We start from the raw sequence: 12,352 nt of genomic DNA on the forward strand, positions 1-12,352 counted from the left end.
TCCGTCAGTGTCTTGTAAGTAAGGATTATTGTCAGATGGACTTCTCGATCGCCACACTCCTCTCTCATCTTAGTGATGATAAATTAGCTACGGGTAAAATTCTCGAAAAAAAATTAGGCTGCGAAGACGATCCCGAAAGCTGTGAAAAATTGCAAGTGATTCTCGATGCTTTGGAACGTCTGGGAATGGTTGTCAAAGAACGCGGGCGCTATCGTCGCGTGATCGAGGAAAATATCGTAGAAGCAAAGCTGCGCTGTTCCAGTAAAGAATTTTGCTTTGCTATCCAAGATATCGAAGATGCTGATGACATCTACGTCTCGAAAAATCATCTAAGTAACGCTTGGAATGGCGATCGAGTTTTAGTCAAAATCATCCGCGAGGGGACCCGTCGTCGTTCCCCAGAGGGAGAGGTGAGATTAATTCTCGAACGAGCTAACCCTTCGCTTCTAGCGCAAGTAAAACAGGAAAATGAGCAGTTCGTAGCGGTTCCCCTGGATGATCGCCTGAAATTTACCCTTAATCTCCTCGAAAATGGTCAAAACCTCCAAGAAAACATCGATCACCTCGTTCATGTTTCCGTCCTCCGTTATCCCCTAGGGGAAATGCCTCCCATCGGCAAAGTTACTCGCATTCTCGGTTCCACGGCCGAGGCCGCTGCCGACACGGATATCGTCTCCTGTAAACACGATCTACCCCATAATTTTCCGCCAGAAGCCCTCGAAATTGCCGATAATTTAGCCGATTTCTTCGATAGTGGCGAAAAAGAACAACTGCGAGATTTAACCCAACTCTTCACCTTTACCATCGAAGATGACACCCCCCTGGATTATCCCCCGATCATTGAAAATGCCTTTTCTTTAGAGAAAATCAACCAAAATCGCTGGCAAGTCGCCATTCATATCAGCGATGTCACCCGTTACATTGAACGGGGTGGATTATTGGATAAAGTTGCCAAAAAACGGGGAACTGCCGTCTATTTAGGCGAAAAAGTGCTGCCATTAGTTCCAGCTGCCCTTACCAGTCGTTGTTCCCTGTCACCCCAAGAACAGCGCCCCGCTATTTCTATCCTCGTCACCCTCGATGATAAGGGGGAGCTAGTGGAGTACGAAATCACCCGCAGCCTCATCCAAGTGGATCAACATTTTACCTATCAACAGGTGCGCGATCTGCTCAGTGAAGAAGATAGCGCAGCTGCCCCCACCGATACCGTTGAAACCCTGAAAGATTTATTTTTCAGCGTTTGCCCCACCCTAAAATCCCAACGTCTGCAGCGGGGTAGTTTTGATATTCAATTAGACAAAATCTCTCCCTACAAAGACGAAGGACGGGGGGGGACTGTTCTCGCTTCTAATAATTTACCAGCCCGTTCTTTACTGACAGAAGTGGCGATTTTAGCCGGCAAAGTTGTCGCTGAACATTTACAGGCCTTAAAATTGCCCTGTATCTACTGTGGACAATCGGAACCGGATTGGGATGAATTGGAGGATTTACTCAAATTAGCCAATAATTTAGGGGCAGAATTAAATTTAACTGCCGAGGAGGAGATTAAACCCAATGACTATCAAAATCTCACCCGCACTTTTTCCGCTTCCACATCGGTGAAAGTCCTCAATTATCTCCTGCAAGAAACTCTCAAATTAGTTAGATATAGCAGCCATCCTTTACCCCATTTTGGTTTGGCCTATACTGGCAATTATACCCACTGTCTCTCACCCCTGCAAAGATATGCCGATCTTTGGGTACAACGGGTGTTAAAAATCCTATTAACAGAGGGGAAAGATCGCCGCAGCAAAATCGTCAAAGTCGGGGTTAATTTGGGCAGTAATAGCTGTCATGGACAGATTAATTGGAATATTCTACCAAGCCAAATTCAGGAGGAGTTAGAAGAAGAAAGTCACCTCATTGTTTCCCATCTCAATGATCGCTCAAAAATTGCTGAAGATGCGGAAAAAGACCTAGAAGGATTGAAAAAAGCCGAGAAAATGAAAGAAAGAATGGGTCAAGTTTTTCGCGGCTTAATTACCGGTGTACAATCCTATGGTTTCTTCGTGGAAATTTCCGATTTATTAGTGGAAGGGTTGGTTCATGTTTCTTCTCTCAAGGATGATTGGTACGAATATCGCGCCCGTCATAGCTGTTTGGTAGGACGGAAAAATCGCGTTGCCTATCGTCTCGGTGATGAGGTGGAAGTGGAGGTAAAAGATGTAGACTATTATCGTCAGCAAATCGATCTAGTTACGGTTAGCGGTGGCAGTTCAGCAAGTTATGACGACTTAGAAGAAGATTAATTATGAATCAACCAACCACCGAAAAAATCGGTAAAACCCGCTTTATTCTGCCCTTTTTATGCGGTATTTTTCTCTTTTTAACCGGCTGTGTCCGTTACGATGTGGGCATTAATTTTCCCCACCAACACCACGGGGAAATTATTCAACATATCACCCTCGGACAACGTTTAACCAGTCTCAGTCAAACCGAAGCCACTAAATGGTTAAATAGTATCGAACAGAGGGCAAAATTACTTAAGGGGAAAACCGCTCCTATTTCCGAACGGGAAATAATTGTGACTATTCCCTTTAGTAATAGTCAGGAATTAGAGGAAAAATTCAATCAATTTTTTGATCCTAGTTCTTCCTTTAAAATCAAAAATTCTGCTAATACCGATGATAGCAAGTTACTGCAACTAGATTCAAAACTGGCAGTTACAGAACAAGATTGCTTCTTTTTGACCCAGAAAAACTTAAAATTAACCGTTGATTTGCGGGCTTTAGGTGTACTTTCCGAACAGGGAAATATTATCGTTAGCCCCGGTTCCTTAGTCGCTATCGACTTCGCTTTAAAGACTCCCTTTCCTGGTCAAAATATTGAAGATGACTCAGGATTAAATCCCCCAGTAGAACAAGTTGATAATCAGTTAATTTGGCATTTAAAACCGGGAGAAATTAACACCATTGCGGCGGCTTTTTGGGTTCCTAACTACTTAGGTATCGGCACAGTAATTATTGTTTTATTAACAAGTTTTGCCTATTACTTGAAATATAAACGCTGGCCCGGTGTATCCCCATCGACTTAAATTGAGATGGCAACTATTGACCGAGATTTAATTATCAATGAGGGAAAGATTGGCCAACTTATGAAACTGATCTAAAAATTGGCCAACGATAGGGAAAATCTTGGCTAGGATCAAATCATAGTCATAATTGAGACTAGACGGTTTTCCCTTTATTACTTTATTACTGGCAATTACAGTTATGGTTAGCAATATTCCCTTTTCTATCCCCGAACATAGCCTCGATCGAGATTGTACCACCCTCTCCCGTCACGTCCTGCAACAATTACAAAGCTTTTCCCCCGACGCGCAGGATTTAAGCGCAATTATGAGTCGAATTGCCCTAGCCGGGAAATTAATTGCCCGTCGTCTCAGTAAAGCGGGATTGATGGCGGATGTGCTAGGTTTTACTGGAGAAACCAACGTCCAAGGGGAATCAGTCAAGAAAATGGACGTTTTTGCCAATGAGGTATTTATCTCGGTTTTTAAGCAAAGTGGTTTAGTTTGCCGTCTTGCTTCCGAGGAAATGGATAAACCCTATTATATCCCAGAAAACTGTCCCATCGGTCGCTATACCCTACTCTACGACCCGATCGATGGTTCTTCCAATGTGGATATTAACCTAAATGTGGGTTCGATTTTTGCCATCCGTCAACAGGAAGGCAATGATTTAGACGGAGAGGCGCGGGATTTACTGCAAAATGGTCGTCAACAAATCGCCGCCGGTTATATTCTCTACGGACCCTCGACTATTTTAGTTTACTCGATCGGTCGCGGTGTTCATGCCTTTGTCCTTGACCCCAGTTTAGGGGAATTTATCCTCGCCCAAGAGAATATTATTATCCCCGATCACGGTCCGATTTATAGTACCAATGAGGGCAATTTTTGGCAGTGGGATGAGGCAATTCGCGACTATACCCGTTATGTCCACCGCCATGATGGTTACACGGCCCGTTACAGTGGGGCGTTAGTGGGAGATATCCATCGAATTTTAATGCAGGGCGGTGTTTTTCTCTATCCTGGTACTGTTAAAAATCCCCAGGGGAAATTGCGCTTAATTTATGAAACTGCACCCCTTGCTTTTTTAATTGAACAGGCAGGAGGTAAAGCTAGTGATGGGGTGATAAATCTTCTAGATATCGTTCCCGATAAATTACACACCCGCACACCTTTAGTGATCGGTAGTGTCGAAGATGTTAAATTGGTGGAGTCTTTTATCGCCGATCGCCGTCATCGCAATCAACTTTAACTTATAGTTTTATTTCGAGATAAGTAGTCGTGCAAAATTAATTTCCTAGTGAAGATAGGCAAGAGGCAAGAGGCAAGAGGTGGTTAGATATGTGTAATTAATTTTGCTTAGGTACTTAAGTAGCTGGTTATAATTAAATTAAAAATGGATTTTAGGTTCGATCCCCCCTGCCTGTCCTTTAGTCACATCTTTCTTAACATTTCAAACCTTTGTGGCACAAGGCTTTCAAGACTCGGTTAACAATTTGTAATATTCCTTGTTGACACCCTTACTGACAAAGAAAAAACTGAAATCAAGTCAGGATAAGGGTTGGAGTGCTTACTGCAAAAATTGTTAAGAAAGATCCCTATAAGGGATAGCTTGATAAGGGGGGTGCCGATAGGCGGGGGGATCTGACAACTTTTAACGCCTACCTACTTATTGATAAGCTAAAACGCACTTAAACCACCTAAAATAGAAATAGTAACTTGAGAAAATTCCTACTTATGCCAGCCAAAGATTTCCTAGACTTAGAAGAAAAGAAAAACTTACAAAAAGCTCTTAAAGAAGAAGAAAGAGCAGAGGTTAGGGAAAGAATTTTAATGTTTCTCTTGCTAAACGACGGAAAAACTCAACGAGAAATAGCTGAGTTTATTGGCTGTTCACTCAAAACAGTCGCCCATTGGTGTGTTCATGGCGATCCTAACAATATAGAAAGTCTAGAAGATGGGAGAAAAAATGGAAATCATAAAAAAGCCACAGAGGAATATATTAATTTACTATTGAAAATAGTTGATGAAGACCCGAAGGAATTGGGATATGAATTCGGGAGATGGACAGCGGCAAGATTAGCAGAGCATCTAGAAAAGGAAACAGGAATTAAACTGAGTGGCTCGCAAGTGAGAAGAATATTGAGAAGAAAAAAGTATGTGTATATCTGGGCAAAATATAGTCTAGAAGATAAGCAAGACAAGAAATTAAGAAAAGCATTTAAAGAAAAATTAGATGAATATTTAAAGTTAGCGAAAGAAAAGCCAGAGTCAATCCAGGTATGGTTTTGGGACGGGGCTTTCAAGGTGGCGACGCAGGTTCGCCACACAGCCCCTCATGAATGTGGATTTAGTTTGAGAGTAATAAGAAGGAGAGCTTGGACAAAAAAAGGAAAGCGAAAAAAAGTGAATGGGCAAAGAAAAAGAGGAAGGGTGAATGTGATGGGAGCCTTAAGATATAATGATAAAAAAAGAGTCTGTTTTATGATCAAAAAAGGAAATTCAGAAACTTTCCATGAACAATTAAAGAAACTTCATGAAGAGATTCGTCAAGAATGGATAAACTTGGGAAATCTGCCCGAAGATTTTCGAGAAAAGGGGCCGAAGATTATCATTATATTAGACAATGCTAGTTATCACAAAAAGAAAGATGTTATTGAGCAGGTGGAAAAAGAGTTGCCCAATATTAGGCTAGAGTTTTTACCAGCTTATAGTCCAGATTACAACCTAATAGAATTAGTGTGGCATTCCGCTAAAGAATACATAGCTAATCGAGAATTTGAAAATAAAGAAGAACTGGAAAAAGTAGTCAATCAGCTTTTAAATGAAGGGGGATTGATTATTAAATGGAGTAGAAAACTTAAAAATAAGGGTAATGCTGTCAATGTAACTTAAATGCGTAAAAACTTACTAAATCCGTTGAGTACAGGCTACCTGTATCAGCAAAAGCAGATAAGATGTTTGATTATCGAGTCATACCAAATCCGTTTTTAATAGTATGATTAACTCTCAAGTGATGAATTGTTTCTTCCTTGGGAGCATCCCAATTATGTAATGAGTATAAATGCTCGGAAGGGGGAGAAGGCTTTTGTAGTAACGATTCTGGTTTGAATCACACAATTTAGAGAACCGTTAAAAATCTATGAACTCCCGAAAAGGCTTGCCATCTAAGCATTTCGCATCTAAGTACAATTTCTTATTGCAAAAGTGGGATGCTCCCTCTTGAATATCAACCAATGAGAAGAGAATTTCAAGCTAAGTAGGGTTGGCTGAATAATGGTAAAACCCTTTTAAAATAAGGCTTTTGACCTGTTAGAATCCGATGTTCATGCTGCGAAAATCGGATTGGGACTCTCAAAACCTGGCATTATCCTTTCCTGATATGTAGCCTATACTCAACGGATTGAGTATGACTGGCTGATTGAAATTCTCTCTCCCGATCAAAATCAGACTAAAGTTGTTAAAAATATCCTTTATTGTCTAGATCACGGCACTCAAGTGGGTTGGTTAATCGACCCTGAAGAAGAGATTATCTTTGTTTATTTTAGTGATTGAACTATCGCCATTATCAGTTATCATTTATCCGTTAACAGATATAAGTTTTTAGTTTCCAGATTTGAGTTATCAGTTCACTGTTTACTGATTACTGATCACTGTTTACTGATTACTGTTCACTGATTACTGTTTAGGTGACACTTTGAAACAACTGTGACCAATCGAGATTGGGAGCGTCTGAGGGGGCAACAATTTCGAGAATTTTATTGTTAGCGGCGGGATAAAATAGGGATTCTACGCAAACCGAGGCCACTTTCGTGCGGGGAATATTGCCCTCAGAAAGGGTATCAGCGGATGACATTTTAATGGCATTAAGATTATCCTCGTTTTTAAGGCCGCCGGGGCGCACAATCGTGTAGGTTAGTCCACTATTGATTAAATAGGCTTCCGCTTGTTTTTTCCAGAATAAAATTAACCAAAAGAGATTGAGGGGATGGAAAAAGTTAGATACACAGAGGGAAGTAACCAGAACAAAATGCTCGATTCCTTTCTTTTTGGCGGCATCGATGAGATTTTTAGTTCCCAAGTAGTCCACTAACAAAGGTTCCGTGGGATTAAAGCTCGGTCTGGCTCCCGTGGCGCATAGCAAAACGCTACAATCAGCGATTAGTGCCTCTAACTTATCGGCCTGTTGGACATCTCCGACGACGATTTCCACCCCTGCTGGCAAAATTTCCGCCGCTTTCTCGCGGTTTCTCACCAAAGCGCGCACGGGAATCTGACGTTCGACTAATTGGGCAACGATTCGCCGTCCCGTTTCCCCTGTGGCTCCTGCTACAAATGCTTTCATCGCTTCTTGACCAAATAGCTTTTAACAATACGTTACACTAATCTCAATTCTACAAATTTCCCTGATCCTTTGGCGGTTAATCGCCAACTTTTTCTAACAGTATCATTTTCCAGGTTTATAAGTCATGCAGTGTCCCCCCATTAACTCCCTAGCTCGCAAATCTGTAGAAGTCAAAGAAGACAATCAATTTCTCGGTTTTCAAACCCGTTTTGCCGGATGTATGGATATGTATAGCAATCAGGACAAGGTTGCCGATTATCTGGGCGCGCACGAAGGTTGGTTTTGTCGTTGTGCCGAACCGATGAAAACTCTGCCCTTCGGTGACAATGGTTATATTATCACCATCGGTAAATATGGAGCTTTTGGCTATGAACTGGAGCCGAAAATCGCTGTGGTTCTGGAACTTCCCGTCAATGGAGTCTATCATACTCGCAGTGTCCCCATTCCCGATCAACCGTTTTCGGGCTATCTAGTGGATTATCAGGCAATTATGAAACTAGAGGAAATGCCGCTATCTTCTCCTAGTCAGGAAATTGAGGCAATTTTTCGGCAACAGGGACGGGATATTCCGGCGGTTATCACCCAAGTCACCTGGGAACTGCATATGGATGTTATGGTTAAGTTTCCCAAGTTTATTTATAAGATTCCCCGTTCAATTCTCCAAAAAACCGGTGATAAACTGTTGACGCAAATTGTTCGCCAAGTTTCCCCCCGGTTAACCTATAAAGTTCAAGAGGATTTTCACTCTAGCTTCAATTTACCCCTACCCCCCGCCTCCAGTCGTCTTTTCTATCGTCTCGACTCTTGCGAGGGGGGGCTGCTTGCCTAGTATTTGGGGGGCCTGTTGCTGTGTCTGTCAACAGTAAGCAGTAGAGCTTGCTGATGGGAAACCAAGGAAAAATAAAGATTTGCTAACGGTGCTGGTCAGTCTAAGCTAGAATTATTAAGAAATGTTTACTTGTAAAAATAAACCTAAGACTACTTCAATATTTTATGTCTCTGCCTATCCGTAACGTTGCTATCATTGCTCACGTTGACCACGGGAAAACCACCCTCGTCGATGCACTCCTCAAACAGTCGGGAATCTTTCGAGAAGGGGAAGATGTACCCACCTGCGTCATGGATTCCAATGACCTCGAAAGAGAACGCGGTATCACCATTCTGGCCAAAAACACCGCCGTTCGTTACCAAGACACCCTGATTAACATCGTCGATACTCCCGGTCACGCCGACTTTGGTGGCGAAGTGGAACGGGTTTTAGGTATGGTGGACGGTTGTATCCTGATTGTCGATGCTAACGAAGGGCCGATGCCCCAAACCCGTTTTGTGCTGAAAAAAGCCCTAGAAAAGGGATTAAGACCGATTGTCGTGGTTAATAAAATCGATCGCCCTAATGTCGATCCTAACCTAGCCGTGGACAAAGTTTTCGATCTGTTTGTGGAACTGGGCGCCGATGACGACCAATGTGATTTTACTACTCTGTTCGCTTCCGGGATGCAAGGATTCGCCAAAGAAAGCCTCGAAGACGAAGACAAAGATATGCAGCCCCTGTTTGAGGCGATTTTACACCACGTTCCACCACCGGCCGGGGACGTTAACAAACCCCTACAGCTGCAAGTAACCACCCTCGATTACTCGGAATACTTAGGACGCATCGTTATCGGCCGCATCCATAACGGCGTAATTAAAGCCGGTCAACAGGCCGCTTTAGTAAAGGATACGGGCGCAATTGTCAAGGGGAAAATAACAAAACTTCTTGGTTTTGAGGGCCTTAAACGGGTGGAACTAAACGAGGCCAGCGCCGGTAATATCGTTGCTGTGGCTGGTTTTGCTGACGCTAACATCGGGGAAACGGTAACTTTAGCCGATGACCCGCAAGCTTTACCCCTAATTAAAGTCGATGAACCGACCCTACAAATGACCTTCTCGGTGAACGATTCTCCCTTCGCCGGTCAGGAAGGCACTTTTGTCACCTCGCGGCAAATTCGCGATCGTCTGATGCGAGAATTAGAAACTAACGTCGCCCTACGGGTGGAAGAAAGTGATTCCGCCGAGAAATTCCTGGTTTCGGGCCGGGGAGAACTGCATTTAGGCATTCTCATCGAAACCATGCGTCGGGAAGGCTACGAATTCCAAGTGTCGCAGCCGCAGGTTATCTATCGGGAAATTAACGGTCAACCCTGCGAACCCTACGAATACCTCGTTTTAGATGTACCCGAAGAAGCGGTGGGTTCCAGTATCGAACGTCTCGGCCAACGGAAAGGGGAAATGCAGGATATGCAGACGGGCAGCAATGGCCGCACTCAATTGGAATTCGTGATTCCGTCCCGAGGTTTAATCGGTTTCCGGGGGGAATTTATCCGTCTGAGTCGCGGTGAGGGGATTATGAACCATAGTTTTCTGGAATATCGTCCTTTCTCCGGGGAATTAGCCACCCGTTATAATGGCGTGATTACTGCCTTTGAGGAGGGAGTGGCCACTTTCTACGCCCTCAAAAACGCCGAGGACCGGGGGGTATTCTTTATTACTCCTGGGACAAAAGTGTATAAAAACATGATTATCGGCGAAAGCAACCGGCCCCAAGACGTGGAGATCAATATCTGCAAAACTAAACAGTTAACTAACCATCGTTCCGCCACCGGGGATGAATTGGTTCAGTTACAATCCCCCGTGGATATGAGTCTCGAACGCGCCCTGGAATACATCGGACCGGATGAGTTGGTAGAAATTACCCCGAAATCGATCCGTCTGCGTAAATTACCGGTGAAAAAGTTAGCCAAACGTTAATCGGTTTTGACAAAATCTGGCGGCAATTTTGCCATGGCCGTTGCTGCTAAAAGGGGCAGCAATGGCTCGAAGATGATCGGTAATTGGTTATGATTGAGATCTAACAAAGAAATCCACTCAGATTTTCAACAAAACTGAGATGATAGAAAAAAGTGCCTTGAGTTTGAGGGTAAAGAATCTGCTGTGAGCTATTCTGCTACTTTGATGCGACATCCGATGTTTCCCGCCGCGTCGGACAGCAATCGTCTTCGTCTCTTTTCGGGATCCGCTAATGTCTCTCTTGCCCAAGAGGTAGCCCGTTATCTGGGCATGGATGTGGGTCCGATGATTCGTAAACGTTTCGCCGATGGTGAATTGTACATCCAGATTCAGGAATCGATCCGGGGCTGCGATGTCTATTTAATTCAACCCTGTTGCAATCCCGTCAACGATCATTTGATGGAATTGTTAATCATGATTGATGCCTGTCGTCGTGCTTCTGCCCGACAAATTACCGCCGTAATTCCCTATTATGGTTATGCTCGCGCTGATCGCAAAACCGCCGGCCGGGAATCGATCGCCGCTAAACTGGTGGCTAATCTGATCACGGAAGCGGGGGCAAGTCGCGTGTTGGCCATGGATTTGCATTCGTCCCAAATTCAAGGTTATTTCGATATTCCCTTCGATCACGTTTACGGTTCCCCGGTGGTGGTGGACTATCTTCTCAGTAAACAATTACCCGATATCGTCGTCGTCTCTCCCGATGTGGGTGGGGTGGCCAGGGCGCGGGCTTTTGCCAAAAAACTCAGTGATGCTCCCCTAGCAATTATTGATAAACGCCGGCAAACCCATAATGTGGCGGAAGTGATGAACTTGATCGGCGATGTTAAGGATAAAACGGCGGTTTTAGTCGATGATATGATCGATACGGCTGGTACGATCGCTCAAGGGGCGCAGTTACTGAAAGCCAAGGGGGCGCGACAGGTTTATGCTTGTGCCACCCATCCGGTTTTTTCTGGTCCTGCGATCGAGCGTTTATCCAGTGGCATAGTCGAGGAGGTGATCGTTACTAACACGATTCCCGTGCCGCAAGAACATTTTTTCCCGCAACTGAAAGTCTTGCCGGTTGCCCCGATTCTGGGTGAGGCAATATGGCGCATCCATGAGGACAATTCCGTGAGTAATATGTTTAAATAGATGGCCGAATCCCCCTAGTTTTAGGGGGAATTTTTATATTTATTTTCTTGACATTAATTCTGATTTGTGGCAGCGTCGGGGTTGTCAAGTCCTCCCAGACGATTGAAGGGCCAAAAACGCACCACAGCGCGACCGATTAAGTTTTCCCGGGGAACGAAGCCCCAAGCGTGGGAATCATAACTATTATTGCGATTATCGCCCAAAACCAAATATTGATCGGGGGGAACTGTCACCGGTCCGTAAGTATAATTAGGTTCTTCGGCGATATACTTTTCCGCTAAAACTTTACCGTTGACGTAAACTAAACCGTTTTTGACTTGCACCTTATCCCCCGGCAGTCCAATCACCCGTTTAATAAAAGCATCCTGAAAATTTTGAGCTTTGAGAGCGGCTGTCGGACTAAAAACCACTATATCACCCCGTTCTGGCTTGTGAAAATGATAGCTAACTTTCTCGATAATTAGGCGATCATTAATCTGGAGAGTGGGTTCCATGGAAGAAGAGGGAATATAACGGGCCTCAGCCACAAAAGTGCGGATGCCAAAGGCCAAAATTCCAGCCGTGACAATGGTTTTAACTGCTTCTAGCCAAGGGTTTTCTTGGGGTACGGGAGGGGGAGAAGGTTTTTCGGATTTATGGTTCAAGCTTTCAGCCATAGAATTTTAACTTTTGAGAAGGATTAAGCCAATGCGCTCTTTAATTTTCTAGTTTAGTGATAGTAGCAGCGTAGATAATATTTTAAGACAATCCCCATACATCTACCGGATCAATGTTACTTTGTCAAGGCCGCATTCTGCTGCTGGAAAGGGAATTTCCTCGGGGGTAGAAAAAGTAAGATTAGTCCCATTGCTGACGAGATAGAAACTCGTGCTAGTACCATCATGGACGCGAGGGGGCCTGACTTTGTTGCCTGGTGTTATTAGTCCACTGCATTTTCACCCACTGGGATGTTTACAAAAATTCCCGAATGATCGATTGGAAACTTGGATATTAATTTA

The 12,352-nt window shown here is 43.8% G+C and carries 9 protein-coding genes and 1 pseudogene; 8 read left to right on the forward strand and 2 right to left on the reverse strand.

Features of this window, described 5'->3' with window-relative positions:
- Positions 1–35: 35 nt before the first annotated feature.
- The 5 genes and pseudogenes from B5D77_RS00445 to B5D77_RS27870 all read left to right on the forward strand — a co-directional run.
- Positions 36–2,288 (forward strand): ribonuclease R family protein, encoded by a 2,253-nt coding sequence (locus tag B5D77_RS00445; protein ID WP_008201895.1) that lies wholly within the window; start codon positions 36–38, stop codon positions 2,286–2,288.
- A 2-nt stretch (positions 2,289–2,290) separates the two neighbouring features.
- Complete coding sequence (locus B5D77_RS00450) at positions 2,291–3,073, forward strand: DUF3153 domain-containing protein (protein WP_008201894.1); 783 nt, start codon at positions 2,291–2,293, stop codon at positions 3,071–3,073.
- Between the two features lie 178 nt (positions 3,074–3,251).
- The gene (fbp, locus tag B5D77_RS00455; protein WP_008201893.1) at positions 3,252–4,298 is read left to right on the forward strand and encodes a class 1 fructose-bisphosphatase; all 1,047 of its coding nucleotides are present in this window, start codon (positions 3,252–3,254) and stop codon (positions 4,296–4,298) included.
- 485 nt (positions 4,299–4,783) lie between these two features.
- Complete coding sequence (locus B5D77_RS00465) at positions 4,784–5,941, forward strand: IS630-like element ISMae23 family transposase (protein WP_106908062.1); 1,158 nt, start codon at positions 4,784–4,786, stop codon at positions 5,939–5,941.
- Positions 5,942–6,457: 516 nt separating this feature from the next.
- Positions 6,458–6,724: pseudogene (locus B5D77_RS27870) on the forward strand (Uma2 family endonuclease); the annotation flags it as partial.
- A gap of 7 nt (positions 6,725–6,731) precedes the next feature.
- On the opposite strand, the gene B5D77_RS00475 reads toward B5D77_RS27870, so the two are convergent.
- Positions 6,732–7,391: an SDR family oxidoreductase gene (locus tag B5D77_RS00475; RefSeq protein ID WP_008201892.1), complete on the reverse strand. Its 660-nt coding sequence runs from the start codon at positions 7,389–7,391 to the stop codon at positions 6,732–6,734.
- Between the two features lie 124 nt (positions 7,392–7,515).
- Between B5D77_RS00475 and B5D77_RS00480 the strand changes: the two genes are divergently transcribed.
- The 3 genes from B5D77_RS00480 to B5D77_RS00490 all read left to right on the forward strand — a co-directional run bounded on the left by B5D77_RS00480 (position 7,516) and on the right by B5D77_RS00490 (position 11,354).
- On the forward strand, positions 7,516–8,220 hold the full coding sequence (locus B5D77_RS00480; protein WP_008201890.1) for a DUF1997 domain-containing protein: 705 nt from the start codon (positions 7,516–7,518) through the stop codon (positions 8,218–8,220).
- 164 nt (positions 8,221–8,384) lie between these two features.
- Positions 8,385–10,178 (forward strand): translational GTPase TypA, encoded by a 1,794-nt coding sequence (gene typA / locus B5D77_RS00485; protein ID WP_106908063.1) that lies wholly within the window; start codon positions 8,385–8,387, stop codon positions 10,176–10,178.
- A gap of 204 nt (positions 10,179–10,382) precedes the next feature.
- Complete coding sequence (locus B5D77_RS00490) at positions 10,383–11,354, forward strand: ribose-phosphate pyrophosphokinase (protein ID WP_172456653.1); 972 nt, start codon at positions 10,383–10,385, stop codon at positions 11,352–11,354.
- A gap of 53 nt (positions 11,355–11,407) precedes the next feature.
- Here the strand turns inward: B5D77_RS00490 and lepB are convergent, their stop codons facing one another.
- On the reverse strand, positions 11,408–12,010 hold the full coding sequence (lepB, locus tag B5D77_RS00495; RefSeq protein ID WP_106908064.1) for a signal peptidase I: 603 nt from the start codon (positions 12,008–12,010) through the stop codon (positions 11,408–11,410).
- Positions 12,011–12,352: the final 342 nt, after the last annotated feature.

This window comes from Microcystis sp. MC19 (genome assembly GCF_003019735.1).
Classification (GTDB): domain Bacteria; phylum Cyanobacteriota; class Cyanobacteriia; order Cyanobacteriales; family Microcystaceae; genus Microcystis.

Coding starts and splice junctions, on each gene's coding strand:
- fbp (WP_008201893.1), top strand. CDS start 3,252: ATGGTTAGCAATATTCCCTTTTCTATCCCCGAACATAGCCTCGATCGA.
- B5D77_RS00490 (WP_172456653.1), top strand. CDS start 10,383: ATGCGACATCCGATGTTTCCCGCCGCGTCGGACAGCAATCGTCTTCGT.
- typA (WP_106908063.1), top strand. CDS start 8,385: ATGTCTCTGCCTATCCGTAACGTTGCTATCATTGCTCACGTTGACCAC.
- B5D77_RS00465 (WP_106908062.1), top strand. CDS start 4,784: ATGCCAGCCAAAGATTTCCTAGACTTAGAAGAAAAGAAAAACTTACAA.
- B5D77_RS00450 (WP_008201894.1), top strand. CDS start 2,291: ATGAATCAACCAACCACCGAAAAAATCGGTAAAACCCGCTTTATTCTG.
- lepB (WP_106908064.1), bottom strand. CDS start 12,010: ATGGCTGAAAGCTTGAACCATAAATCCGAAAAACCTTCTCCCCCTCCC.
- B5D77_RS00475 (WP_008201892.1), bottom strand. CDS start 7,391: ATGAAAGCATTTGTAGCAGGAGCCACAGGGGAAACGGGACGGCGAATC.
- B5D77_RS00445 (WP_008201895.1), top strand. CDS start 36: ATGGACTTCTCGATCGCCACACTCCTCTCTCATCTTAGTGATGATAAA.
- B5D77_RS00480 (WP_008201890.1), top strand. CDS start 7,516: ATGCAGTGTCCCCCCATTAACTCCCTAGCTCGCAAATCTGTAGAAGTC.